Annotated in this window: 20 protein-coding genes; 11 read left to right on the top strand and 9 right to left on the bottom strand. The window is 72.4% G+C overall.

Annotated elements, in window-relative coordinates; genetic code table 11:
- The 3 genes from recD to recC form a co-directional block, all read right to left on the bottom strand.
- Positions 1 to 1,932, bottom strand: a complete 1,932-nt coding sequence (gene recD / locus ACFYWJ_RS18105) for an exodeoxyribonuclease V subunit alpha (RefSeq protein WP_355275713.1) — start codon at positions 1,930 to 1,932, stop codon at positions 1 to 3.
- Positions 1,933 to 2,032: 100 nt separating this feature from the next.
- Positions 2,033 to 5,386, bottom strand: coding sequence for a UvrD-helicase domain-containing protein (locus tag ACFYWJ_RS18100; protein WP_355276004.1), 3,354 nt, complete (start codon positions 5,384 to 5,386; stop codon positions 2,033 to 2,035).
- Positions 5,387 to 5,394: 8 nt separating this feature from the next.
- The gene (gene recC, locus ACFYWJ_RS18095) at positions 5,395 to 8,724 is read right to left on the bottom strand and encodes an exodeoxyribonuclease V subunit gamma (RefSeq protein ID WP_355275715.1); all 3,330 of its coding nucleotides are present in this window, start codon (positions 8,722 to 8,724) and stop codon (positions 5,395 to 5,397) included.
- 129 nt (positions 8,725 to 8,853) lie between these two features.
- Here recC and ACFYWJ_RS18090 point away from each other — a divergent pair, with 129 nt between their 5' ends.
- The 4 genes from ACFYWJ_RS18090 (at position 8,854) to ACFYWJ_RS18075 (ending at position 12,696) form a co-directional block, all read left to right on the top strand.
- Positions 8,854 to 9,120: a hypothetical protein gene (locus tag ACFYWJ_RS18090; protein WP_355275717.1), complete on the top strand. Its 267-nt coding sequence runs from the start codon at positions 8,854 to 8,856 to the stop codon at positions 9,118 to 9,120.
- 83 nt (positions 9,121 to 9,203) lie between these two features.
- A complete protein-coding gene (locus ACFYWJ_RS18085) occupies positions 9,204 to 10,100 on the top strand; it encodes a tat pathway signal sequence (RefSeq protein WP_355275718.1) in 897 nt (298 codons plus the stop codon).
- Positions 10,101 to 10,305: 205 nt separating this feature from the next.
- Complete coding sequence (locus ACFYWJ_RS18080; RefSeq protein WP_355275719.1) at positions 10,306 to 11,736, top strand: NAD(P)/FAD-dependent oxidoreductase; 1,431 nt, start codon at positions 10,306 to 10,308, stop codon at positions 11,734 to 11,736.
- Between the two features lie 150 nt (positions 11,737 to 11,886).
- On the top strand, positions 11,887 to 12,696 hold the full coding sequence (locus tag ACFYWJ_RS18075) for a hypothetical protein (protein WP_355275721.1): 810 nt from the start codon (positions 11,887 to 11,889) through the stop codon (positions 12,694 to 12,696).
- A 53-nt stretch (positions 12,697 to 12,749) separates the two neighbouring features.
- Here the strand turns inward: ACFYWJ_RS18075 and ACFYWJ_RS18070 are convergent, their stop codons facing one another.
- The 4 genes from ACFYWJ_RS18070 to ACFYWJ_RS18055 all read right to left on the bottom strand — a co-directional run bounded on the left by ACFYWJ_RS18070 (position 12,750) and on the right by ACFYWJ_RS18055 (position 16,373).
- Positions 12,750 to 13,436: an urease accessory protein UreD gene (locus tag ACFYWJ_RS18070; protein ID WP_355275723.1), complete on the bottom strand. Its 687-nt coding sequence runs from the start codon at positions 13,434 to 13,436 to the stop codon at positions 12,750 to 12,752.
- Positions 13,426 to 14,133, bottom strand: a complete 708-nt coding sequence (gene ureG, locus ACFYWJ_RS18065) for an urease accessory protein UreG (RefSeq protein WP_355275724.1) — start codon at positions 14,131 to 14,133, stop codon at positions 13,426 to 13,428. The genes ACFYWJ_RS18070 and ureG overlap by 11 nt, the downstream gene beginning before the upstream one ends.
- 36 nt (positions 14,134 to 14,169) lie before the next feature.
- Positions 14,170 to 14,820 (bottom strand): urease accessory UreF family protein, encoded by a 651-nt coding sequence (locus ACFYWJ_RS18060; RefSeq protein ID WP_355275726.1) that lies wholly within the window; start codon positions 14,818 to 14,820, stop codon positions 14,170 to 14,172.
- A gap of 83 nt (positions 14,821 to 14,903) precedes the next feature.
- Entirely contained in the window at positions 14,904 to 16,373 is a 1,470-nt protein-coding gene (locus ACFYWJ_RS18055) for an MFS transporter (protein ID WP_355275728.1), read from the bottom strand.
- A gap of 91 nt (positions 16,374 to 16,464) precedes the next feature.
- Between ACFYWJ_RS18055 and ACFYWJ_RS18050 the strand changes: the two genes are divergently transcribed.
- Positions 16,465 to 17,148, top strand: a complete 684-nt coding sequence (locus tag ACFYWJ_RS18050; protein ID WP_355275730.1) for a TetR family transcriptional regulator — start codon at positions 16,465 to 16,467, stop codon at positions 17,146 to 17,148.
- On the opposite strand, the gene ACFYWJ_RS18045 is transcribed toward ACFYWJ_RS18050, so the two are convergent.
- A complete protein-coding gene (locus tag ACFYWJ_RS18045) occupies positions 17,149 to 17,721 on the bottom strand; it encodes a dihydrofolate reductase family protein (protein WP_355275732.1) in 573 nt (190 codons plus the stop codon).
- A 97-nt stretch (positions 17,722 to 17,818) separates the two neighbouring features.
- On the opposite strand from ACFYWJ_RS18045, the gene ACFYWJ_RS18040 reads away from it, so the two are divergent.
- The 3 genes from ACFYWJ_RS18040 to ACFYWJ_RS18030 all read left to right on the top strand — a co-directional run bounded on the left by ACFYWJ_RS18040 (position 17,819) and on the right by ACFYWJ_RS18030 (position 20,599).
- Complete coding sequence (locus ACFYWJ_RS18040; RefSeq protein ID WP_355275734.1) at positions 17,819 to 18,826, top strand: sigma-70 family RNA polymerase sigma factor; 1,008 nt, start codon at positions 17,819 to 17,821, stop codon at positions 18,824 to 18,826.
- 38 nt (positions 18,827 to 18,864) lie between these two features.
- Positions 18,865 to 19,845, top strand: a complete 981-nt coding sequence (locus ACFYWJ_RS18035) for a zinc-binding dehydrogenase (RefSeq protein WP_355275736.1) — start codon at positions 18,865 to 18,867, stop codon at positions 19,843 to 19,845.
- Positions 19,846 to 19,918: 73 nt separating this feature from the next.
- Complete coding sequence (locus ACFYWJ_RS18030; RefSeq protein WP_355275738.1) at positions 19,919 to 20,599, top strand: methyltransferase domain-containing protein; 681 nt, start codon at positions 19,919 to 19,921, stop codon at positions 20,597 to 20,599.
- A gap of 1 nt (position 20,600) precedes the next feature.
- Here the strand turns inward: ACFYWJ_RS18030 and ACFYWJ_RS18025 are convergent, their stop codons facing one another.
- Positions 20,601 to 21,821, bottom strand: a complete 1,221-nt coding sequence (locus ACFYWJ_RS18025; protein WP_355275740.1) for a DUF418 domain-containing protein — start codon at positions 21,819 to 21,821, stop codon at positions 20,601 to 20,603.
- Between the two features lie 144 nt (positions 21,822 to 21,965).
- Between ACFYWJ_RS18025 and ACFYWJ_RS18020 the strand changes: the two genes are divergently transcribed.
- From ACFYWJ_RS18020 to ACFYWJ_RS18010, 3 genes are all read left to right on the top strand, one after another.
- Positions 21,966 to 22,373, top strand: a complete 408-nt coding sequence (locus ACFYWJ_RS18020) for a hypothetical protein (RefSeq protein WP_355275742.1) — start codon at positions 21,966 to 21,968, stop codon at positions 22,371 to 22,373.
- Between the two features lie 79 nt (positions 22,374 to 22,452).
- Complete coding sequence (locus ACFYWJ_RS18015; RefSeq protein WP_355275743.1) at positions 22,453 to 23,439, top strand: alcohol dehydrogenase catalytic domain-containing protein; 987 nt, start codon at positions 22,453 to 22,455, stop codon at positions 23,437 to 23,439.
- Between the two features lie 84 nt (positions 23,440 to 23,523).
- Positions 23,524 to 24,450 carry an acyl-CoA desaturase gene (locus ACFYWJ_RS18010; protein ID WP_355275745.1) on the top strand — a complete coding sequence of 309 codons (927 nt, stop codon included), beginning with the start codon at positions 23,524 to 23,526 and terminating at the stop codon, positions 24,448 to 24,450.
- Positions 24,451 to 24,457: the final 7 nt, after the last annotated feature.

Below are 24,457 nucleotides of genomic sequence, written 5' to 3'. Positions count from 1 at the left end.
CTACGGCTGGGTGCTCCGGGACAGTCCGCTGGCCCGGAGCACCCGTCGTCCGATGGCGGCGCGAATGGATTCCTCGGTGCCGATGATCCGCACATGGGTGCGGGCGCGGGTGATCGCGGTGTAGAGCAGTTCCCTGGTGAGCAGCGTGGATTCCGGTTCGGGCAGGACGACCGAGACGGTGTCGTACTGGCTGCCCTGACTGCGGTGGATCGTCATCGCGAACACCGTGACCACGGCCGGGAACTGGGTCGGATGGACGAGATAGGGCTCGCTGCCGCGCTGCAGCGCCGCCCGCAGCGACCCGTCGGGCCGCCGGACGATGACACCGGTGTCACCGTTGTAGATGCGGGCCTCGTGATCGTTCGCGGTGACCAGCAGCGGCTGCCCGGGATACCAGACCGCCTGCGGCCCTTCGGGTCCCGCACCCCCAGCCGCGGCCCACTCCGCGGCCATCCGATCCCACCGCTCCACCCCGAACGGCCCCTGCCGGTGCGCGCAGAGCAGCCGATGCGATTCCAGTGCGGTCAGCGCGCCCACCGCGTCGCCGGCGTTCGCGGCCGCGGTGACGGCCAGTGCCGCACTGGTCACGTCGGCCCGCACCGCCGCGGTCTCGTCGGGCGCGCACAGCGACACGTCCGCGCCGCCCGCCCGCAGGATCGCCAGCGCGGCATCCGCGTCCCCCGCGCGCACCGCGACGGCCAGGTCCGCGATCCGGCCGCCGAAGCGCCGACCGCGCGTCAACCGCACGATGCCGCCTCGCAAACGGCGCTGTTCCAGCGTGCTCAGCGACTCCGGATCCGGTTGCGCCCCAGCATGATCGGCGACCTCCGTCGCATCCTCTCCCCCGGGGGCCGAATCGGATCGCAGCAGCTCCGGCAGCGCGGGGTTCGGCGCACCGCTGATCGGCCCCGCGACCAGATCCGCCAGCACCGCACCGGCATCGACGGAGGCGAGCTGGTCCGGGTCGCCGACCAGGACGAGACGGGTGTCGGGGCGCAGGGCCGAGAACAGGTGGCTCATCATCGTCAGGGAGACCATCGACGTCTCGTCGACGACGACCACGTCGTAGGGCAGCCGGTTGTGTTCGTGGTGGCGGAATCGCGTGGTGCGGCCGCGCTGCCAGCCGAGGAGGCGGTGCAGGGTGGCGGCGGTCAGTTCGGGAAGTCCCAGTTCGGCGGCTTGTTCGCGCACCGCTTCCTGCAGGCGCGCGGCGGCCTTGCCGGTCGGCGCGGCGAGCGCGATCCGCAGGGCGGGGAGTTTCGGGGTGGCGCGGCGGTGGGCGGTGAGCAGCGCGAGGATGCGGGCGATGGTGTGGGTCTTGCCCGTGCCGGGGCCGCCCGCGACGACCGTGGTCCAGTGGGTGGCGGCGAGCGCGGCGGCCAGCCGCTGCCGGTCGGGCCCGGCGCCGAGGGGGTCGGCGAACAGGCGGTCCAGTTCGGCGCGTACGAGGACGGAGTCGATCTCCGGGTGGTCGGCGCTGCGTTCGGTGAGTACCCGCCGCAGCGTCTGTTCCTGCTGGTAGTACCGGTCGAGGTAGAGCAGCGCGCCGCCCTCGGCGTCGGCTTCGACCAGACGCAACGGGCGCAGCGGTCCGGCCTGCCCACCGCGGATGAGCGGACTGCGGCGCAGCGCGGCGAGCACCCGATCGGTGTCGGGCCAGGGCAGCGTCGCCGGATCGACTCCCGCTGCGGTGTCCCGGCTTTCGTCGGCGTCGATGCCGATCTCGCGCATGCGGGCCAGTTCCAGGCACACCGAACCCGACCGCACCGCGCGCACGGCCAGCGCCGCCGCGAACAGCACGTCCTCGCTGTCCTCCCGGCCCATCCGCCCCAGCCGGACCGCGACATGCACATCGGCGGCGGACAGCACCCCCGCTTCGTTGAACACCCGCAGCAAGCCGGTGCCCCGCTGCGCCACCTGAATCGACGTCATCGACCGACCTCCCCCGAGCACACCCGGTCCACGGGTGGTGTCGCCCGTCGCCGAGCCGGCGACACAGCGACCGGACGACGCTGGCACCGCCCGCGGGCCCTCATCGTGGTCCCCCCGCGAGCAGATCCGACAGCGCGACAACCAGTTCCGCGGGCGGATGCCAGTCGAACACACCGTGGCCGGCCGGGGTGGCGGCACCGATCATGCCGCGCACGAACAGATACCGCGCGCCACCGAGATGCCGGGCCGGGTCGTAGCCGGGCAGCCGCCAGCGCAGGTAGCGGTGCAGCGCCACCGCGTACAGCAGGGCCTGGAGCGGGTAGTGCGAGCGGATCATCTCCGTGACCATGTGCTCGCGCCGGTAGTGCTCGACGGTGAGATCACCGGTGCCGAGCCGGTTCGTCTTGTAGTCGACGATCAGGTAGCGGTGCCCGCCCGCGTCGTCGGGTACGCGCAGCACGGCGTCGATGCTGCCGGTAAGGTAGCCGCGCAGCACCGTGTCGGGCAGCGCCGACAGATGGTCGGCGTACCCGGCCAGCACGTCGTCTCCGGGCAGGTGGAGCCGCAGCAGGACAGCGATGCCGTGCATCCCCGCCGATCGCGCCCCCGGGGTGTCGCCCCCACCGAGTGGCAGTTCGAATTCCAGCTCGCACAGGCGATCCCGGGTCGCGACGGCGGCGAGCGAGCCGAAATCGGCGGGGGTGCGCAGAACTTCGAGCAGCGCGGTGGCCAGCAGGTCGACGTCGAGTTCGGCCATGGTGTGCTCGACCGCCTCCGCGCAGCGGACGGCGACCTCGGCGGCGAGATCCGGCGCCGAGGTGTCGACGGCTTCCAGGATGCCGTGCACGAGGGTGCCGAACTCCGCGCCGTAGGGCAGCGCGTTCATCAGTGACGGCGCGCCGGTGCCGCCGGCGGGGGCGTCGAGCGGCGCCTCGGCCGGTTCGTCGTCGGGTCCCGGCCCGTCCTCGGGTTCCTCCTCGCCGACCCCCGCGAGATCGTGCGCGCCCGCGGTGAGCGCGGAATACGAGGTCCGCCGCCACTGCTGGTCGAGGACCCGGGTGAATCCCGCGACGGCCAGCTCACCGCTCGGCAGCTCGGTCCTGACCCGGCGCGGCTCGACATCGTCGGGCCGGTTCACCGCGGTCACCGAGATCACCTCGGCCGCGGGCGCCGCCCACTCCGTGAGGCGTTGCACCGCCGCGGTATCCGCCGGGATGTCGGCGCGGCGGGGCACCTGGGCCGAACCCGGGCGCCGCCCCAGGATCATCCGGTGCAGCGGCGCGGCCGCGGTGGTGACGGCGGGCGCCCACCAGACGACCACCTGGCACATGGCCCGGGTCAGCGCGACATAGAGCAGCCGCAGCTCCTCCCCCGATTCCTCGGCCTCGCAGCGCAATTGGCGCTCGCCGTAGCCCGGCGCCTCCTTGCCGCCGATATCGAGCACCCTGGTGCCGTTGTCGTCGTGGAACAGCAGCGTCGCCGGATACGGGTTCTTGGCGCTGTCCCACGCGAAAGGCAGGTACACGAGCGGGAATTCGAGCCCCTTGCTGGCGTGCACGGTGGCGATCTGCACGGCCGCGGCGTCCCGGTCGAGCCGCCTGCTGCGGCCGCTGACGCTGCCCGCCTCCGGATCCCGGACCCGATCGGCCAGCCAGCGGGTCAGCGCGGTCAGCCCGAGCCCTTCGGCGAGGGCCACCTCGTCGAGCAGTTGCGCGAGGTGACGCAGATCGGTGAGTTCGCGTTCGCCGTTCTCCACCGCGAGCAGTCGCGGCGCGAGATCGGTCTCGGTGGCGAGCTTGTCGAAGACGGCCGCGAACCCCGCGCGGGCGAACAGCCGCGCCGCCTCCCGCAGCTGGGTGGACACCCGGCCGACGAGATCGGCTCCTCCCGCGTCGATCTCGGCCACGGTGACGCCCAGGATCGGCGTGCAGGCGGCCAGCCGGACCCGGTCGCCGCGATGCGGTTGCTCCAGCGCGCGCAGCACCCACAGCCAGTCGGTGGCGGCCACGGTGGCGAAGACGCTGGTGCCGCCGGCCAGCACGGACGCGACCCCGACCCGGTCCAGCGCGGCCCGCACCACATCGATCTGGGTCCGGGTGCGCACCAGCACCGCGATGTCACCGGGCCCGATCGGCCTGCGCACCCGGCCGTCGCCGACCTCGGTGAGCGAATGATCCACGCCCCGTTCCGGTTTGGCCTCGATGGTGGCACCGGACTCGAGCAGTGTGACGATGTCGGCGGCCAGGTCGTCGGCCACCTTCGCCCGCTGCCTGCCGACCGAGGGGAACCCCGACCGGTTGCGCGGACCGGCACCGGTCCGCGGCAACACCCGCAGCCGCAGCGGGGTGATCACCGCCGGGTCGCCGTGCAGGCGGGTCGCCGGGCGGGTCGGTGTCACCGGGTAGACGCTGATCTCCGGGTGCCCCAGCTCCGCACCGCCGCACAGGTGGTCGAGCGCGCGCAGCAGTCCGGCGTCGCTGCGCCAGTTGCGGGTCAGTTCGCTGCGCCGTTCGGCCAGCGCGACCGCGTCCAGGTAGCTGAGCACCTCCGCGCCGCGGAAGGCGTAGATGGCCTGCTTCGGGTCGCCGACCAGGACCAGGGTGGCGTGTTCGTGGAAGGCCAGGCGCAGGATGTCCCATTGCAGCGGGTCGGTGTCCTGGAACTCGTCGACCAGCGCCACCCGATAGCGCTGCCGGATCCGCGCGCAGGCTCGTGGCCCGTGCTCCGGATCGGCGAGCACCTCGTGCAGCAGGACCAGCAGATCGTCGAAATCACGCAGTCCCGCACGGCGTTTGCGGCGCTCGGTCTCCGCGCGCACCGCCGTCGCGAAGGCCACCCGCTCGCCCGCGGCACCGTCGGTGCGCGGTGCGAGGTCGGCGTGGCGGTCGTGCACGGCGGCCAGCGCGAGGGTGTGCGCCTCGCGCAGCGTGAACGGCGCGCGGTCGCGGGCGTAGCGGGCCAGGTAGAGGTCGTCGGCGACGGTGGCGACCAGGTCGTCGACCGATTCCACCAGCCGCGCGCCCGGATCGTGTTCGCCCGCCAGCCCCAGCTCGTCGAGCATCCGCTGGCAGAACGAGTGGGTGGTGGCGATGGTGCCCGCGTCGAAATCGGCCAGGGCGGTGAGCAATCGGTGCCTGCGCAACCGCAGCGTCGCCGGATCGGTGTCGGCCAGCCCGCGCACCAGCTCGTCGGGGTGGGCGCGCGCGACGCCCGGATCGGCGAGCGCGGCCGCGACCGTCACGAAACGGTCCCTGGTGCGTTCCCGCAGTTCCTGGGTGGCGGCGCGGCTGAAGGTCACCAGCAGCAGCTCGGTGATGCCGACGCCCGCCTCGGCGACGTAGCGCACCGCGAGACCGACGATGGCGTGCGTCTTCCCGGTCCCCGCGCTCGCCTCGAGCACCGTGGTCCCCACCGGCAACGGCCCGGCCGCGTCGAAGGCGGCGGGCGCCGACATCGTCCCCGTCACGGTTGCCCCTGACTCTCGGCCGCCAGCAGCGGCGCCCACCAGCGACGCGCGATCGCGCCGAACCGCGTGCTCTCGGGCTCGCCCGCCCGGGCGGGGGCGGCGGCGAAGCGGTCGAAGCGCGGCGCGCGGCCCCACACGTAGCGCAGGTAGCGGTCGGTGTGGTCGCCGAACTTGTCGGGTCCGTTGGGGCCGCCGTCGAAGGCGTGCTCGGCGGCGAGCAGGGCGTCGGCGACACCGTCGCCCCGGAATCGGCGTTCGGCGTAGGCGGCGGTGGCGGCGGGCGCGACCGGGAGCGGTTCGCACAGCCCCTCGTCGCGCAGCCGGACCAGGTCGCGCAGGACCGCCAGCGCGGCGGGGGCCTCGGGCGCCACGATCACCGACCGGGCGACCGGCCTGCTGCGGAACTGACCGCGGCCGGTGCTGATCGCGCGCCACGACCGGTCCTCGGTCGCGGCAAGCGCCAGCAGCGAAACCCACGCGGCCAGGCGATGTTTCGGCGCCAGCCGGGAGTAGGTGGTGCGCACCAGGGTCTCGCCGCGGACCTCGGGCACGGTGCCGGCCAGGGTACGGCCGTTGCCGAGGTCGAGGGCGATGTCGACCGCGCGCGGGCTCGCCTCGTAGTCGGGCTGGGCGGTGCGCACGAGGGTGTCGACGGTGCCCTCCACCTCGTCGAGGACCGCGCCGCCGAACGCGAAGGGCGGCAGCGTGCCGCGCCGCCACTCGGCCGCGCGCAGGCCGGCGGGGTCGGCGCCGGTGAGCCGGGCCGACAGCATCCGCTCGCCCAGATCCCATTTCGCCAGGCCGTCGAGTTCGATGGGCAGCTGCTCGGCGATGTCCTCGGCTTCCTCGGGCACCCGCAGCCCGAGCCGCTGCCACAGGAACGCGCGCACCGGATGCTCGGCGAACGCGATCAGCTCCGCGAGCGCCACATCGGCCTGCGGGACCGGCGGCAGGGGCTCGGTCAGCAGTGGCGGACGCGGCCGCGCGGGCCGGGCGGCGGCGCGGGCGCCCGCCAGCGCGACGGTGTCGAAACTGCGCGGCCGCTCGGGCGCGAAATTGCGGCGATCGAAGGCTTGCAGGGGATGCCGGACGTGCACCGCGTCCAGCGCGTCCGGACCGACGTGCGCGGCGAGGACGTCGAGCAGCTCGGCCACCGGCACCGCGGGCGGGCGCGCGGCGCCGGTCACCGGGTCGGCGCCGGTGTGCAGGACGAGCAGCCGCTCGCCCGCCGCCATGATCGCGTCGAGCAGCAGCTGGCGGTCCTCACTGCGGGCATCGCGTTCGCCGACGAGCGGGTCGCGGGCCAGCAGGTCGTCCCCGTCGACGGTGCCGGGGCGCGGGAAGACGTCGTCGTCGAGGCCGAGCAGGATCACCACCCGGTGCGGCACCGACCGCATCGGGACCAGCGTGCACACCGTGAGCTCACCGGTGCGGAAGTTCGCCCGGCCGGGCCCACCCGCCAGGCGACCGGTCAGCAGCACCGCGACATCGGCCAGCCGCAGCGGCGTCTCGCCCGCGTGCTCGGTGGCGGCGACGATCTCGCGGCGCGCCTCGGTGCGGATCCAGGAGTGCGCGTCGGGTACGTCGGTGAGCAGGTCGACCGCGCGCAGCAGCACCGTCGTCCACTCGGCGGCAGGCCGGGGGCCGCGCAGATCGCGCAGGCAGACGGCGAGCCGGTCGACGAACTCGGCGAAGCGACCCGCCAGGTCGACGTCGTTGGAGTCGACGTCGTCGAGCGGCAGGGCCAGATCCAGCCAGTCGTCGCCGGACTCGTCGGCGGTGACCCCGAGCAGGATCCGGTCGACCGCGGCGTTCAGGGTGTTCTGCGCGAAGTCGGCCAGGCCGAACGCCTCGCGCTGGCGCTGCCCGATCCCCCACCGGGCACCGGACTCGGCGGCCCACTCGCGCAGCCGTTCGATGTCGTCGTCGTCGAAACCACAGCGCCTGCGGACGGTCTCGCTCGCCGCCAGGTCCAGCACCTGCGTCACCGTGACGCGACCGTCGGCGAGGTCGAGCAGCTCGATGACCACCGCGAGCATCGGGTTGGTGACCGCCCGGCCGCGGTCGGCCAGACGCACCCGCAGCTGGTGAGCCGGGTGCTCGCCCTCGACGGGCAGGTCGACGGCGCCGGCGCCGCGATGGCCGAAGGCCGCGCGGACCAGCGGCGCGTAGGCCTCCACATCCGGGCACATGATCAGCACGTCGCGCGGTTGCAGGTCGGGGTCGGCGGCGAAGGCGGTGAGCAGCAGATCCCGCAGCACCTCGACCTGACGGGCGGGGCCGTGACAGGCGTGCAGCTCGACGGTGCCATCGGCTGTCGCGCCCGGTGCGGGGACCCGGTCGGCGCGGATCGCGGCCTGCACGGTGCCGAGCAGGGTGGTGTCGGCGGGTTCGCCGGGGAGGTGGATCGTGCTGTGCAGCACCGGGTTCAGCCGCTGCTGGAGTTCCCGGACGTCCCTGGCCAGGCCCGACAGGAGCGGGTGGTGGACGAGATCGGCCGTGTCGTCGGCCGCGCGCGGAAGCACCGGCGCGCCCGCGCCACCCGCCGACAGCGCCGTCCACATCGCTGGACTCGGATGGGCCAGCCAGAGGTGGACGTCGCGGTGCTCGGCCAGCGCGATCAGTACCGCGAGTTGGTCGGCGGGCAACCGGGTGAGGCCGAAGACCGAGATCCGCTCCGGCAGGTCGACCGAATCCGGTTCGGCTCGCAGTCGCGCGCACGCCGCGGCGAGCCGTTCGGCCGGACTCGGCGAGCCGACGGCCGCGCGCAGTGCCCGCCACAGCAGCGGTTGCCAGGTGAGGTCGTCGGGGACCGGGCCACCGGCGCCGTCGGTGTCGGCGCCCGCGGCCCAGTCGAGGATCAGCTGCGGGCGTTGCGCGGCGTAGGAGTCGAACAGGGCGGCCAGGTGCGCCGCGGTGGCGTAGCGCCTGCCCACCCGATGCCCCGCGCCGGGCAGGCCGAGGTGCCGGGCGAGCACCGCCGCCCACGGCTCGCCTGCGACCTCGTCGATCACGCCGAGCAGAGTCCACACCAGCCGCTGCCCCACCCACGGATCGTCGGCGGGGGCGACCCCGCTCGCCGCGGACAGCACCTCCGCCACCAGCGCCGTCGGCGCGGGGAAGGCGATATTGGCGGCCACGCCGTCCCCGGCGCCCGCCACACCGAGCACGCCGGAGAGCCGCTGGGCCAGCCAGCGCTCCACCCCCTTCGCCGGGACCGCGACCACCTCGGTGGTGAACGGGTCGGCCGGCACGTCACCGAGCACCCGCCCCAGTCCGTCGGCCAGCGCGTCGGCGCGTTCGGCGCGATGGAGGTGCAACGGCATCCGTCGTTTATACGCCCAGCGACCGACCCGCAATCGTGCGGCCCCGCCGTCACCACCGCGCAGGGCAAGTGAAATAGGCCACACCGCAACGCGTTCCCGGCCGCGCCTGCGCCACCCTGGTTACCCGCCGTGGGATCGTCGACCTTCGGGTGGGACAGTTCGGCCGCAGGCGAAAGGCTGGTCCGGTTCATGATCGCGCAGGTGATTCCCCTGGTTCCCGGTGGCGGTTTCATCGTCCGTCGTGCGGGCGACCGCTGGGAGCTGATCAATTCCCGGCGCTACGGGCCGGATCAGGTGCTGCACACCTGGCCGCTGAATCAGCACGGCGAAGCGTTCGAGCACTGCCATCGGCTCAACGGCTGCACCATCGCGACCCCGCACGCCGCGCATCACTGAGCGGAAAACCGAAGCGGCGCAACGGCGCTGTAACACACTCGGGTGCGCACCTCAAGTAGTGCACAACGGCGCCAGGTGTGCGAATGTGGTCCCTCGTGCGTGACCGTTCCCCCGCCACCCGCGTCGTTCCCCGGGTCGCAGCAACCGCCTGTCTCCTCGCCGCCGCGGCCGTCCTCACTCCGGGCGTCCCCGTGCTGGCCCCGTCGGCCCATGCCGTGCCGCCTGCGCTCACGCAGGTGTCGCAGCCCGGCTTCGACAGCGATATGAGTTCGCGGATCGCGCGGGTGAACGCCTATCTAGCCGGGCGTCCCGGCGTCACCGGGTACGTGCTGCGCGACCGCCAGACCGGCGGCGTCTACGCCAACGAGCACGCCGAGAACCAGGTGTGGACCGCCTCGACGATCAAGCTGGCCATCGCCGCCGACCTGCTCAACCGGGCCAGGGTCGGTGCCATCGGCCTGTCCCCCGAGGACCGGACCAACATGGAGTCCATGCTGGCCACCTCCAACGATCACGCCGCCGACGTGCTGTGGAACAAGTACATCGGCTTCGACCGGATGGCCTACAACAACGCGTTCCGCGCCTACGGCATGGTCAGCCTGATCCCACAGCCGACCGCGTCGGCGATGTTCCCCGACTGGTCGTTCCAGAAGTGCACCGCCGCCGACCTGGACCGGCTGATGAACACCATCCTCGACACCATGCACCCCGACGACCTCGCCTACCTGCTGGACCGGATGCGCTCGGTCGACTCCAACCAGCACTGGGGCGTGTGGGGCGCGGGCGCGCGGATGCGGCCCGGTCTCAAGAACGGCTGGTCGGCCGAGGCCGACGGCTGGGTGGTCAACTCGGTAGGCGTCGCGGGCAACGGTGAGCGCTACACCCTGGCCATCATGAACGCCCTCGGCAGCGACGGCGGATACACCGAGGGCTCGGAGACCGACACCAAGGTCGCCGAACTCCTGCTTGCCGGTCGCTGACCTTCCCGGTCCCGTATTCTCGATCTTGTCCGACCGGTCCGCGTGCCACGGTGTCGCTCACCGCGGCACGCGGCTCCCGGTGAGCGAACGCACCACAGCAAGATCGGAACCGGGATCTCGTGGCGACGCTGCCTCCGGAGCCGACTACGGTTAACCCTGTCACCACCATTGCGGGGCCCACCCCAGTCTGTCGAGGAGCAGGACGATGAGCACTCAGTCTGTCGGGAACCAGCGGCACCGTGTGGTGGTGATCGGTTCCGGATTCGGCGGCTTGTTCGGCACCAGGCACCTGCGCAAGGCCGATGTCGACATCACCCTGATCTCCAAGACCTCCACCCACCTGTTCCAGCCGCTGCTGTACCAGGTGGCCACCGGCATCCTCTCGACCGGCGAGATCGCGCCCGCCACCCGGCTGGTGCTGCGCAAGCAGAAGAACGCGCAGGTGCTGCTCGGCGACGTCCACGACATCGACCTGGTCAACAACACGGTCACCTCGCGACTACTCAACCGCGACACCGTCACCCCCTTCGACAGCCTCATCGTCGCCACCGGCGCGCAGCAGTCGTACTTCGGCAACGACCACTTCGCCACCTTCGCGCCCGGCATGAAGACCATCGACGACGCGCTCGAGCTGCGCGCCCGCATCCTGGGCGCCTTCGAGCAGGCCGAGCTCGCGACCACGCAGGAGGAGCGCGACCGGCTGCTCACCTTCATCGTCGTCGGCGCGGGTCCGACCGGCGTGGAGCTGGCGGGCCAGATCGCCGAGCTCGCCGACCGCACGCTCGACGGCACCTTCCGCACCATCGACCCGCGCGACGCGCGCGTCATCCTGCTCGAGGGCGCGGGCGCGGTGCTCGGCCCGATGGGTCCCAAGCTGGGCGCCAAGGCGGCCAAGCGGCTCGAGAAGATGGGCGTGGAGATCCAGCTCAACGCCATGGTGACCGATGTCGACGCGCACGGCGTCGTCGTCAAGGACGCCGACGGCAGCACCCGCCGGATCGAATCCGCCTGCAAGGTGTGGTCGGCCGGTGTGCAGGCCAGCCCGCTGGGCAAGATGATCGCCGAGCGCTCCGAGGGCACCGAGGTCGACCGGGCCGGGCGCGTCATCGTGGAGCCGGACCTCACGGTCAAGGGCCACCCGAACATCTTCGTGGTCGGCGACCTCATGTCGGTGCCCGGCGTGCCCGGTCAGGCCCAGGGCGCGATCCAGGGCTCGACCTACGCCGCCAAGGCGATCAAGGCCGGGCTCAAGGGGCAGGCCCCCGAGGAGCGCGCGCCGTTCAAGTACTTCAACAAGGGCTCGATGGCGACGATCTCGCGTTTCGACGCCGTCTGCCAGATCGGCAAGATCGAGTTCAGCGGCTTCCTCGCCTGGCTGGCCTGGCTGGCGCTGCACCTGTACTACCTGGTCGGCTACCGCAGCCGGATCGTCACGGTGATCGGCTGGTTCGTCTCCTTCCTCGGCCGCAACCGCGGCCAGATGGCCGCCACCGAGCAGTGGGTCTTCGCGCGGTTGGCGATCGAGGAGGTCAAGTCCGACCGGGCCGACGCCAACGAGCTCGCGGCCGCGCTGGGCGCGCCGCCGGTCGGCAACAGCAAGCCCGCACAGGTGCGCGAGCAGCGCGAAGTCGGCTAGGTCCGTTCGTTCCGAAGGCCGGGTGGTGTCCGCACCGCCCGGCCTTCGGCGTATTCCGGGTTGCCATCGTTTCGGACCCATCCGTCGCCGAGCCGGGTCCGAATGCCGGACGTCATATGTGTGACCAATCCCCCGGACGAAAGGTGATCTATGGCGACGGGGAAACACAGGGCGCCGAGCCCGCAGCGACAGAAGGTGGGTTCGGTCGTCGCGGCTGGAGCGGTCCCCCTGGTCATGGCCCTGATCGGCACGGGCACCGCGAACGCCGATCCCGCGCAGACGGCGGTGACCCAGACCGAACATCCGGCCGGGCCGGAGTTCGACGCGGTGGCGCCCAACGCCACCCCGTACGTGGGCCAGCAGATGCCGGAGAACACGCGCAGTTCGCTGGCGTGGTCGCGGTCGGGCCCGGAGACCGACTACCTGTCCCCGGTGGGCACGCTGCACGCGCCGACCGCGGTCGCGCCGGTGCCGCCGATCCTGCCGCCGCCGGGACAGTTCCGCTTCGGTGACCAGCTGGTCCCGGTGCCGGACTTCGTCCCGGTCGACACGTCGATCCAGATCAACGACGCGGCGGCCAACACCGAGGCCAACCTCGCGACCTTCCTCGACTCGGTCGGCCTCGAGCGCAGCCGCTCGGACCGGATCGCCTCGGAGACCCTGGGCTCCGCCGCCCGTGGCGCGGCGGTCGGGTCGATGGTGGCCACCCCGTTCGCCATGATGGCGAGCACGGGCGGTGCGGTGGCCGGGCTCGTCGCCGGTATCCCGTTCGTCCCGATCGGTCTGGTCGCCGGTCCGATCCTCGGCGGGATGGCCGCCTACATGGCGGTGTCGGTGCCGTTCACGGTCGTCGGCGCCGGTGTCGGCGCGGCGGTGGGCGCGGCGGGCGGTTTCCTCGCGCCGCCGCGCGCGGCCGCGCCGGAAGCGATCGCCGACGACGCGGTGCTGGTCAGCGCCTGATCGTCGCTCGGTGTGCGAGGGGAGCCGGGTTCGCCCCGGCTCCCCTCGTCGTTCTAGACCGAGACCGGGTGCTCCGCGCCGACCGGACTGCCCGCGCGCAGGCGGGCGCCGGTCCGGGTCGCCAGCGATCCCCCCGCGGCCAGCGGCAACCGGACGGCGTCGAGACCGCCGGACCAGGCGGGCCGGTCGTCCGGGTAGCGCAGTTCACTGTCGAGCGCGCGCGCCGCGCTCAACCGGTCGTCGGTGGCCGTGCCCGCGCCGAGCGCGAGGCGATGCCGGATCAGCGGGAGGTCGTCGAGATCGGCGATCAGATCACCGCGCCACTCGCCGTCGTCCTCGCCGCTGCGTCCCAGCTGCACTCGCTCGCGCAGCCGCAGCCGCGCGTCGGCGGCCACCCGCACGGTCGTCGTCGTGTGATGGCGGGCGCCACCGGCGACGATCGTCGGTTCCGGATCGAAGTCCAGTTCCGCGCCGGCGCCGACCTCGAAGCTCCAGTGCCCCACCGACATCGGCGTGCGCGCGCTCGGCAGCGCGATCGTCGCCGCCACCGACCGGACGATCAACCGCGCGCCCGGCAGCACGACGATGCGGATATCGAGCTCGTCGCCACCGAGCGGGGTCGCGGCGGTGCCGATCAGGTGCACGGTGTCCGCGCCGGTGTACCGCCCGGCCAGTCCGCCGACCGCGTCGATGCGGGGCAGCCTGCCCGGGGCGGCGACGATGCTCAGCTCAGTGCGCAACGCCGGTGGCCGTGTCCTGTTCGGCGGCCGCGCGCAGCTGCTCGCGCACCCACGCCAGCACCGGCGTGGCGGCCGGATCGTCGGTCAGCGACACCAGGGCGGTGGGGCGACCCTCGCGCACCTTGGCGGCGTCGCGTTCCATCACGCCCAGATCGGCGCCGACCAGCGGAGCCAGGTCGGTCTTGTTCACCACCAGCAGGTCGGAGAAGGTGACGCCGGGGCCACCCTTGCGCGGCACCTTGTCGCCGCCCGCCACGTCGACGACGAAGATCTGCGCGTCGATCAGGCCGGAGGAGAACGTCGCGGTGAGGTTGTCGCCGCCGGATTCCACCAGGATCAGGTCCAGCGGCGGATTGGCCGCGACCAGGTCGTCGATGGCGTCGAGGTTGGCGGTGATGTCGTCGCGGATGGCGGTGTGCGGGCAGCCGCCGGTCTGCACGGCGGTGATCCGCTCGTCGGGCAGCACCGCGTGGCGGCGCAGGAAGTCGGCGTCCTCGGTGGTGTAGATGTCGTTGGTCAGCACCGCGAGCGACAGTTCGTCACGCAGCTGCCTGCACAGCGCCGCGACCAGCGCGGTCTTGCCGGAGCCGACGGGGCCGCCGATGCCGATCCGCACCGCCTCGCCCGGCGCGCGGTGCCGCTTGGGGCGGTCGTGGCTGTGATCGTGCGGTTCGCCGTCGATCAGATGGGGCGGCATGGGAACTCCTTCTCGGGGGACGGGGGTGTCGGGCGGCTACGAAGCGAACAGCGGCATATCGCGATCCAGGTGACGTTCGGCCAGCGCGTCCTGGAGCGGGTCGGACAGCGCGGCCGGGCCGGTGGCCGCCTCGGCGGCGATCCGGTCGCAGAGCGGGGCCAGCCGCATCGTGCCCGCGGCGATGGCGGCGGGATCGAGGGCCAGCAGGCGCTGCGCGGCGGTGGCCGCGCCGGTGAGCGTGGTGTAGACGACGACGCCGGCGAGTTGTTCGGGGCTCGCGCCGCAGGCGGCGCCGACCATCCCGAACACCGTCGACAGATGCGGCCGCACCCCGGCCCTGGCCCAGTCCTGTTCCGGCCACAGCTGTTTGGCCAGCCGCAACAGGCCACGCCCCTGCGCCCGCGAGGCCGCCCGCGCGGCGGGCGACGGCGTCCTGGCGTCGGCCTCCAGCTCGGCGCGTTCGGGAGTCAGCGTCGCCCCGCAGACGGCGGCCGCGAGCGAGGCGGCGACGAGCCCGGACGTGGCGATCCGCCTGCGCAGGTACAGCTCGACACTCGCGTTGTCGCGCAACAGCCCTGACGACACCGCCTCCTCGACGCCGCCGGAGTGCACGTGCCCGCCGATCGGCAGGCGCGAGTCGGCCAGGGCGAGCAATGTCGCCAGGCCCGCCGCACCCTCGTTTCGCATCCGCCGATCCTATGCAACAGACCTGGACATCCGCCCGGTGAGGGCGACCAGTGTCGCCGGTCACCCCGGCGGCCGGTCGTCGGTCAGCGGGCGGCGCGCGCCGAACGCCAGGCCAGCGCCGCCATCGCGATCAGCAGCAGCGCGCCGCCCGCGGTCGCGACATGCATGCCGCTGACGAAGGATTCGCGCGCCGCGTCGATCAGGCCCGCGTCGCCGTGCGCCTGGGCGATGGTCTCGCCGAGGGTGTCGCCGAAGTCGCCCCCCGACCGGAAGACCAGAGCGGCGACCGAACCGAGCAGGGCCAGGCCGAGCGCGTTGCCGAGCTCGAAGCTGGTCTCGGAGATGCCGACCGCCGACCCCGCCCGCTCGGCGGGCACGGCCGAGACCGCCACATCCGAGACCAGCGTGAACGAGATGCCGTAGCCGATACCGGCGATCACCGAACCGAGGACGTACCAGGGCAGTCCGCCGTCGACACCCACGCCGAGCAGCATCAGGTTGCCGACCGCCGACATCGCCAGCGCCAGGGTGAAGGTCGCCCGGACACCGAGCGCGCGCCCGACCCGGGCGCCGCTCATCGAGAACACGAACACCGCGATCGCCATCGGAATGCCGAGCAGCGCCGCCTGCAGCGGGTCCCGCCCGGTGACCGATTGCAGGTAGATGCTGGTCAGGTAGCTCATCGCGGCCAGCGACATCATGCCGACCAGGCTCGCGCCGATCGCGACCCGGAACAGCGGCCGGGTGAACAGGCTCAGGTCGAGCAGCGGCTCGCTCAGCCTGCGCTGCCTGCGGACGAAGGCCACCAGGACCAGCACGCCGAGCACCGCGATCCCCAGCGACGCGAGATCGAAGCCCTCGGCGGCGAGGTGCTTGATCCCGTAGACGACCGGCAGGATGCCACCGATCGAGAGCACCACGCTGGGCAGATCGAGCGGACCGAGCGCGGTCGAGCGGTGTTCGGGCAGCAGCATCGGCCCGAACACCAGCAGGATCGCCAGCACCGGGATGTTGATCAGGAAGACCGAGCCCCACCAGAAGTGGTGCAGCAGCAGCCCGCCGATGATCGGACCGACGGCCGAGCCGCCGGCGAAGAACGCCGTCCAGACACCGATCGCGGTCGCGCGCTGCCTGGCGTCGGGGAACAGGCTGGAGATCAGCGCGAGGCTCGACGGCAGCAGGGTCGCGCCGCCGATGCCCATCAGCACGCGCGCGGCGATGAGGACGGGGGCGCTGGGCGCGAACGCGGCGAGCACCGAGGCGAGACCGAAGATGGTGGCGCCGACGAGCAGGATGTTGCGGCGGCCGATCCGGTCGCCGAGGTTGCCCATCGTGATGAGCAGACCGGCCAGCATGAACCCGTAGATGTCGAGGATCCAGAGTTGCTGGGAGGCACTGGGATCCAGGTCGGCGGTGAGTGTCGGCATGGCGAGGAACAGCACCGAGATGTCCATCGACACCAGCAGCACCGGCAGCAGCAGCACGCCCAAGCCGAGCCATGCGCGGCGTCCACCGGCGACCGCGGTGGGCACCGCCGGGTCCAGCTTCGTCATTCCGACATCCTTCCAGGGGTTTGCGTACACCGTACGCGGGGAACGGGTACAGTGTACGCACCGAAAAGGAAAACGGAAAGCGAGTCATGGGATGACTGACGCGAAGCTCACACGCACCGCGATCGTCGACGCCGCGATCACCCTCGCCGACGCCGACGGACTCGACGCGGTGTCGATGCGCCGCATCGCCGATCGGCTCGACGTCGGCACCATGTCGCTGTATCGCCACGTGGCGAACAAGGACGAACTGATCGCGGCCATGACCGACGAGATCGCGGCCCGCCACCCCTACCCGGACCCGACCGGCCGGGGCTGGACCTGGCGCGACCGGGTGCGCATCGCCGCCGAGATCGATTGGCAGCTCTACCAGCAGCATCCGTGGGTCCTGCTGACCTTCGCGGTCCCCCGATACAGCTTCGGCCCGCAGGGCCTGACCAGCCTCGCCTGGCTGGTCGAGGGCCTGCGCGCGCTCGACGTCTCGGCCCGCGAGGCCACCACCATGGCGTTCACCGTCTGGAACTACATCTCCGGTGCGAGCCTGCCGGTGGTCGGCGGCGCGCTGCTGGCGGAGAAACGCACCGCCACCGACGACGCGAACGGCCTGCGCGACCTCCTCGACGGCACCCCGTCGTTCCCCGTGCCCCCCGCGCTCGCCGAACTGAACGGTGCCGGCGTGAGCGACCTGACCTCCGAGGACCTGCTGTTCCTCGGCCTCGACGCCCTCTGTGACGGTTTCGCCGCCCGCGTCGACCGCCGCGCCGCCGCGGACAGCTGACTAGCGCGCGAACCGATACGTCCCGATCGTCAGCTCCGCGCCGACGGTCCGGACCTCGGCCAAGCGCAGGGTTTTCGGCGCGCCGGTCGCGCCGAACAGCCGCTCACCCGCGCCGAGTACGCACGGAAAGGTCGTGAGGCGCAGCTCGTCGACGAGGTCGTGGTCGATCAGCGTGTGCACGAGCAGGCGGCTCGCGTACACCACGATGTCCCCGTCGACGGTCTCCCGCAGCCGCGCCACCGCGCGGACCGGATCGCCGTGCAATCGGGTCGCGACACCCCAGCCGAGGTCGTCGACGGTCGACCCGACGACGTACTTCGGCAACGCGCGCAGCCGGTCCGCCCAGTCGCCGGGCCTGCTCGCCCAGCGCCGCGCGAACCACTCGTAGCTGCGCCGCCCGAGCAGCAGCGCGGACGCGCTCCGCGCTTCCTCGTCTTCGATCTCCGCCCATGCTCTTCTGGTCGCGTCGTCCATCCGCTCGAACCAGCCGCCGCGCGCGAAGCCCTCCTCGCCGGTGGGGTCCCGCACGACGCCGTCGAGGGAGAGATTCTCGCTGACCACGATGTGTCCCATGACGTTCTCCTGTGTTGTCGGCTACCACTGAGGCAGACGCCACGAGAGCGCGGAACGGGGCGCGCCCCGTTCCGGCGGGCGCCGACGTCGGTACAGGATGATCACCACACGAGAGGCGGGACCGGTGCAGGCAGATCTGCTCGCGCGGGCACGGACGGGCGACGGCGCGGCGTTCCGCGCGCTGACCGAACCGCACCGCCGCGAACTGCTCGTGCACTGCTATCGCATGCTCGGCTCGTACCAGGACGCCGAGGACGCCCTCCAGGACATCCTGCTCGCGGCCTGGCGTGGACTCGGCGGCTTCGACGGTCGCGCCTCGCTGCGCACCTGGCTCTACCGCATCGCCACCAACCGCTGCCTGAGCGTGCTCCGTACGGCCGCCCGGCGCGGGGCGAAGGAGTGGGACATTCCCGGTGTCCGGCCGCCGGCACCGACCCGGCGCGGCGAGGTCGTCTGGCTCGAGCCGTTCCCGGACGCGCTCTGCGACACCGCGCCGCCGCCGGGTCCCGAGGTCCGCGTCGAGCAGGCCGAGTCGATGTCACTGGCGTTCGTGACCGCGCTGCAGGTCCTGCCGCCGCGTCAGCTGGCCGTGCTGGTGCTGCGCGATGTGCTCGGTTTCCCGGCGCGGGAGGTCGCCGACCTGCTCGACACCACGGTCGAGGCGGTCAAGAGCGCGCTCAAACGGGCGCGTGCGGGCGTGCCACGCCGACCGGACACCCCGGTCGCGGGCTCGCCGGCCGAGAACGCGGTGGTCGCGCGGTTCGTCCGCGCCTACGAGGCCGCCGATATCGATGCGGTGGTCGCGCTGCTCACCGACGACGTGTTCCTGTCGATGCCGCCGCTGCCGTTCGAGTACGAGGGTGCCGAGGCGGCCGGAGAGTTCCTCGGCGCGCTGTTCGGCGCGGGCCGCCGCTATGACCTGGTCCCGACCCGGGCGAACGGCCAGCCCGCCTTCGGCGCCTATCTGCGGTCGCCGTCGGGCCACAGTCAGGCCACCGGCCTGTACGTCCTCGGCCTCGCCGGTGACCGGATCAGCGCGCTGACCCGCTTCGAGAACACCGTCCTGCCCTGGTTCGGCCTGCCGCGCACCGTACCGGAACGCTGACTTGACCTCGAGCGCTGTTCAGGTTGAACAGTGGTGGCATGCACGCAATCCGATTGCACGAATTCGGTCCGGCCACCAACCTCCGCTACGAGTCCGTCCCCGATCCGGAGCCGGCGCCCGGTCAGGTGCGCATCGCGGTGGCGGCGAGCGGTGTCCACCTGGTCGACACCGCGCTGCGCCGCGGTGAACCCGGCCCGTTCCCGGTCCCGGCGCTGCCGACGGTGCCGGGTCGCGAGGTCGCGGGCACCGTCGACCGGGTCGGTGCCGGTGTCGACCCGGGCCTGCTCGGCACGCCCGTGGTCGCCCATCTGGGCGCCGCCCCCGGTGGCTACGCGGAGTTCGCGACGGCCGACGCCGACCGCCTGCTGACGATCCCCGACGGCGTCGATCCCAGTACGGCGGTGGCGATGCTCGGGACCGGTCGCACGACGCTGGGCATCCTGCTGTTCACCGAACTGGACGCCGAGAGCGTGGCGGTGATCCCCGCCGCGGCCGGCGGCATCGGCACCCTGCTCGTGCAGTACGCCGCGGCGGCGGGCGCGACCGTGGTCGGCCTGGCGGGCGGCCCGGACAAGGTGCGTGACGTCGCGGCGAACGGCGCCGATATCGCGGTCGACTACACGACCGCGGACTGGCAGGCGAAGGTGCGGGCCCAGCTGGGTGGCCGGACCGCGACCGACGTGTTCGACGGCGTCGGTGGTGACATCGGTACCGCCGCCGTCGAACTGCTGGGCCCCGGCGGCAGGCACCTGATCTTCGGCTGGTCCAGCGGCGCGCCGAGCGCCGTCGATCCGGACGCACTGGCCGCCCGGGGCATCACCTCCCGATCGGTGCTCGGTCCGGCGATGCTGGAACGCGCGGGCGGTGACCTGCTGCCGCTGTCCCAGCGGGCGCTGACCGCCGCGGCCGACGGGCTGTTCCGGCCCGCGATCACCGAGTTCCCCCTCGCGGCGGCCGCCAGGGCGCACGAATCCCTCGAAAACCGGTCGACCACAGGAAAAGTCGTGCTGATTCCCTGATTCACCGAATCCTTTCCCGGGGCTCGCCGAATGTCGTGCGGCGGTCTCGCGCGCGGTGGTGGAGACTGGAACCATGACCGACGCGCAGCCGTCCGCCGACCGTCGTCTCGCCGCCCAGGCGCTGGCGGCCGACGATCCGACCGGCTGGTTCGAACCGCTCTACGCCGAGGCCGCGGCGGGGACCTCGGTCGTTCCGTGGGACCGCGACGAACCCAATCCACTGCTGGTCGACTGGGTCACCACCACCTCGACGCCCCTGGGCGGCCGCGCCCTCGTCATCGGCTGCGGATACGGCGTCGACGCCGAATTCGTTGCCGCCCAGGGCATCCGGACCACCGCGTTCGACATCTCCCCTACCGCGATCCGCGGCGCCCGCACCCGCTTCCCGCAGTCCCCGGTCACCTACAAGGTCGCCGACCTGCTGCACCCGCCCGCCGCCTGGCTCGCCGCCTTCGACCTGGTGATCGAGTCGATCACCATCCAATCCCTGCCCCCCGCCGTCCGGGAAGCCTCGATCGCCGCCATCCGCGGCTTCCTCGCCCCCGGCGCCACCCTGCTGGTCATCGCCGACATCGCCACCGCCCCGGCCCCCGGCCCACCCTGGCCCCTGACCCCCGCCGACATGAACGCGATAGCGACCGCCGACCTCACCCCGATCCGCGTCGAACGCCTCCCCCGCCCCGACACCCCCGGCCGCCACCGCTGGCGGGCCGAATTCCATCGCCCGGCCGCCACGGACCACGGCACCCCGTGAATCACCCGACCTGCGCCGCAGGCGTTTCGGCGGGCCGACGCCACGCCGGGATCGTCAGGTAGGTCGCCGCGCGCAGCACCCATTCGACCGGACCGTAGGGGTGCCCCCGCAGCCACCACGCGCTCAGTACCAGCTGGGCGGCGAAGGTGAGCAGGCCGAGGCCGACGACGCCCAGCGGCGGGATGTCGTCGGCGAGGGCGAAGCCGTAACCGGTGTAGACGACCATGAGCACAATCGACTGGCCGATGTAGTTCGACGCCGCCATCCGGCCCGCCGGAGCCAGGAAACCGGCGAAGCGACCGGTGCGGGCCGACTGGGCGAGCCGCACCACGACGGCGACGTAGGCGAAGGTCATGGCGGGGCCGACGAGATATTGCAGGCCGTGGATCAGCGCGGGGGCGTTCCACCAGCCCATGACGTCGGCGAAGGTCAGCGCCGAGATCGGCAGGCCGAGGCCGAACCCGATCACCAGCGCGCGGCCCGACCAGCGGCGCAGCGTGTCCGGGTCCTCGAACAGGTTCCGCTTGCCCGCCGCCATCCCGAGCAGGAACATGGCCAGGCTCGGGACGCCCTGGGCGAACCAGATCAGCAGCAGGAACACCGGCGCGAGCGCGGTCTGCGCCGCGAACGTGCTCGCGAAGCTGCCGGTGTAGTCGGCGGCGAGTTTCGGCAGGTCGAAGAACTCGCCGAGGGCGAGAATGCTCGTCTCGCCGGGCAGGAAGCTCCACACCGACCACACCGTGTAGAGCACCACCCCGGTGATGACGGCGGTCCGCGGCCGCAGTTTCCGCAGCAGGATCAGATGCAGGCACAGGAACGCGTACAGGGTGAGGATGTCGCCGATCCACAGCAGGTACACGTGGACGAGCCCGATCGCCATGAGCGCGGCGCACCGGCGCAGCAATCGCCGGGCCGGGGCGGCGCCCGCGCGTTCGGCGGCCGCGATCTGCAGGGTGAACGAGTACCCGAACAGGAACGCGAACAGCAGATAGAACCGGCCGGTGAACAGCGCGTCGACGGTGGCGCGCACCAGCTGGTCGGCGGTGCCGTCGAACAGCGACACGGGCTTGTCGCGTGGCCCGGTCGCCGACCACAGCGTGGTCGCCACGATCAGATTGGTGATCAGGATGCCGAACAGGGCGAACCCGCGCAGGATGTCGACCTCGGCGATCCGCCGACCGGAAGATACTGCGGGCGAACGCGTTCCGAGTGCCTCAGCCATGGGGTGAGCGTAGGCGTCCGGGCGGGTCGGCCTCGTCCACCGAGCGGGCTATTTCCGCACGCGACCGGCGCCGCACCCGATCCACCCTGCGGCGTATTGACTTCCCGCACCGGACATGTCACACGGCCCACCTAGACTGCGGGCGTGTCGCACCCCACCCCGGCCGGCCCCGAACTGGCGGCCGCCGTCGAAGCCCTGCACGCCGACCTCGCCCGCTGGCTGGGCAGCGCCGCCCCGGTCGAGGTCTTCGACCGTTTCGCGGCCGCCCAGCACCCGGATTTCACCATGGTCACCACCACGGGCGCGGTGCTCGCCAGGGACGACCTGCTCACCGGCCTGCGCGGGGCCCGCGACGCGCAGCCCGGCCTGCGGATCGCGATCACCGAGCTCGAATGCCTGCTCGACGACGGCCACACGGTGGTGATCCGCTTCCTCGAACGCCACCTGCTCGGCGACGCCGCCATCGCCCGCCGAGTCACGGCGGTCCTGACCACCGGCGACCCGACCGGGCAGCCGCGCTGGCTGACCGTCCACGAGACGCCGCTGGCCTGAGCGGCTCGCCGCGACCGCGGTGCCACAATGGGACACGACCAGGCTCGTGCAGGGACTCGCAACCACCACGGAGGCGGACATGCAGGCAGTTGTGATCGACCGGTTCGGCGACCCGAAGGACGTGCTCACCGCGCAGGAGGTACCGCCACCGGAGCCGGGACCGGGCGAGGCGCGGATCGCGATGACGCTGTCCCCGATCCACAACCACGACCTGGCCATCATCCGCGGTGTCTACGGCTACCGGCCGCCGCTGCCCGCGATCCCCGGCACCGAGGCGGTCGGCGTCGTCGACGCGGTGGGTCCCGGCGCGGGTGGGGTGGCGGTGGGCACGCGGGTCGCCGTCGCGGGTGCTCGCGCGGCCTGGGCCGATTTCGTCGTCGTCCGGGCCGACCAGGTCGTCCCGATCCCGCCCGAGGTCCCCGACGAGACCGCCTGCCAGCTGCTGGCCATGCCGCTGAGCGCGCTGATGCTGCTCGACGATCTGCACGTGCAACCCGGCCAGTGGATCACCGTCAACGCCGCCAACGGCGCGGTCGGCCGCCTGCTCAACCTGTTCGCCCAGCAGCGCGGCGTGCGGGTGCTCAGCCTGGTGCGCGGACCGGACTCGGTGCGGGCGCTGGAGCAGTTCGGCTACGGCCCGGTGATCGACACCGAGACCGAGGGCTGGGCGGCCCGCGCGGCCGAGGTCACCAACGGCGAACCGATCGTGCGGGCGGTGGACCAGGTCAGCGGACCGGCCGCGGGCGCACTGATGTCGCTGCTGGCACCGCGCGGTGAGCTGATCTCCTTCGGCGCGCTGTCGGGTCAGCCGCTGATCATCGACACCGGCGCGGTCATCTTCAAACAGGCCGTGGTGAAAGGCTTCTGGGGCCAGCAGCGCGGCAGCGAGATCGATCGCGCCGACTACGTTCGCCTGATCACCGAACTCGTCGGCTTGGCCGCCGCGGGCACCCTGCGGCTGGACGTGCAGGCCGAGTTCCCGCTCGACCGGGCGGGCGAGGCGGCGGTCGAGTCCGAGACCCCCGGCCGCAACGGCAAGGTGGTGCTGCGCGCGGGCGCCCGCTGACCCCGCTATCCGCAAGTCCGATCCCACGATCGAAGCCCACGGCGCCACCAGCCCGTGGGCTTCGCCCGTTGTTACGGTCCGACTATGACGCGAGAAGACACCTCGCCGCGGAAGAAGACGATCAGCAACCCCTACATCCATCGCTTGCAGCGCAGGCACTTCCTGCTCTTCGATGTCGCGCCGATCGTGGGCACCGTTGCCGCGCTCGGCTTCCTGTTCGTGCGCCCGTTCGGCGGCATGGAACTCGCGCTGCTGTTCGGGATGTGGCTGCTGACCGGACTCGGCATCACCGTCGGCTATCACCGCCTGTTCACCCACCGCACCTTCCGCACCACGCCCACGGTCGCGGCCGTGCTGGCGGTGTTCGGATCGATGGCCGGTCAGGGTCCGGTGGTGTCGTGGGTCGCGCTGCACCGGCGCCACCACGAGTACAGCGACCGCGAGGGAGATCCGCACTCCCCCAACCTCTCCGGTGACGGCCTGCGTGGCGTGCTGCGCGGGCTGGCGCACTCGCACTTCCTGTGGATGCGCCGCCACGAGTACCCGAACATCGTCCACTACGCGCCCGACCTGATCAAGGACCGGTCGCTGGTGCGGGTGGCACGGCTCTACTACTGGTGGGTGGGGCTGGGCCTGCTGCTACCCACCGTGCTGGGTGGACTGCTCACGCTGAGCTGGACCGGTGCCGTCAGCGGTCTGCTGTGGGGCGGTTTCGTGCGGATCTTCCTGCTCGAGCACATCGTCTGGGCGATCAACTCGATCCTGCACATGGTCGGCACCCGGCCGTACCGGTCCAGGGAGAACAGCCGCAACGGCGGGGTGTTCGCGCTGATCACCCTCGGCGAGTCCTGGCACAACAATCATCACGCCTTCCCCGAGTCACCCTCGTTCGGATTGCACTGGTACCGGCTCGATCCCGGCTACTGGCTGATCTGGACGCTCGAAACCTTCGGTCTGGCCTGGGATCTGAAGATCCCGACTGCGGACCGCCTGGCCGCCAAACGCGCATGAGGAGCCG

It is taken from the genome of Nocardia sp. NPDC003269 (assembly GCF_042888005.1).
Classification (GTDB): domain Bacteria; phylum Actinomycetota; class Actinomycetes; order Mycobacteriales; family Mycobacteriaceae; genus Nocardia.
The sequence above is the reverse complement of the archived record's forward strand: the minus strand, read 5'-3'. Positions and strand labels throughout refer to the sequence as shown.

Coding starts and splice junctions, on each gene's coding strand:
- ACFYWJ_RS18060 (WP_355275726.1), bottom strand. CDS start 14,820: ATGCGAAACGAGGGTGCGGCGGGCCTGGCGACATTGCTCGCCCTGGCC.
- ACFYWJ_RS18080 (WP_355275719.1), top strand. CDS start 10,306: ATGAGCACTCAGTCTGTCGGGAACCAGCGGCACCGTGTGGTGGTGATC.
- recC (WP_355275715.1), bottom strand. CDS start 8,724: ATGCCGTTGCACCTCCATCGCGCCGAACGCGCCGACGCGCTGGCCGAC.
- ACFYWJ_RS18040 (WP_355275734.1), top strand. CDS start 17,819: ATGATCACCACACGAGAGGCGGGACCGGTGCAGGCAGATCTGCTCGCG.
- ACFYWJ_RS18030 (WP_355275738.1), top strand. CDS start 19,919: ATGACCGACGCGCAGCCGTCCGCCGACCGTCGTCTCGCCGCCCAGGCG.
- recD (WP_355275713.1), bottom strand. CDS start 1,932: ATGACGTCGATTCAGGTGGCGCAGCGGGGCACCGGCTTGCTGCGGGTG.
- ACFYWJ_RS18015 (WP_355275743.1), top strand. CDS start 22,453: ATGCAGGCAGTTGTGATCGACCGGTTCGGCGACCCGAAGGACGTGCTC.
- ACFYWJ_RS18050 (WP_355275730.1), top strand. CDS start 16,465: ATGACTGACGCGAAGCTCACACGCACCGCGATCGTCGACGCCGCGATC.
- ACFYWJ_RS18025 (WP_355275740.1), bottom strand. CDS start 21,821: ATGGCTGAGGCACTCGGAACGCGTTCGCCCGCAGTATCTTCCGGTCGG.
- ACFYWJ_RS18075 (WP_355275721.1), top strand. CDS start 11,887: ATGGCGACGGGGAAACACAGGGCGCCGAGCCCGCAGCGACAGAAGGTG.
- ACFYWJ_RS18035 (WP_355275736.1), top strand. CDS start 18,865: ATGCACGCAATCCGATTGCACGAATTCGGTCCGGCCACCAACCTCCGC.
- ureG (WP_355275724.1), bottom strand. CDS start 14,133: ATGCCGCCCCATCTGATCGACGGCGAACCGCACGATCACAGCCACGAC.
- ACFYWJ_RS18010 (WP_355275745.1), top strand. CDS start 23,524: ATGACGCGAGAAGACACCTCGCCGCGGAAGAAGACGATCAGCAACCCC.
- ACFYWJ_RS18055 (WP_355275728.1), bottom strand. CDS start 16,373: ATGACGAAGCTGGACCCGGCGGTGCCCACCGCGGTCGCCGGTGGACGC.
- ACFYWJ_RS18085 (WP_355275718.1), top strand. CDS start 9,204: ATGTGGTCCCTCGTGCGTGACCGTTCCCCCGCCACCCGCGTCGTTCCC.
- ACFYWJ_RS18100 (WP_355276004.1), bottom strand. CDS start 5,386: ATGTCGGCGCCCGCCGCCTTCGACGCGGCCGGGCCGTTGCCGGTGGGG.
- ACFYWJ_RS18045 (WP_355275732.1), bottom strand. CDS start 17,721: ATGGGACACATCGTGGTCAGCGAGAATCTCTCCCTCGACGGCGTCGTG.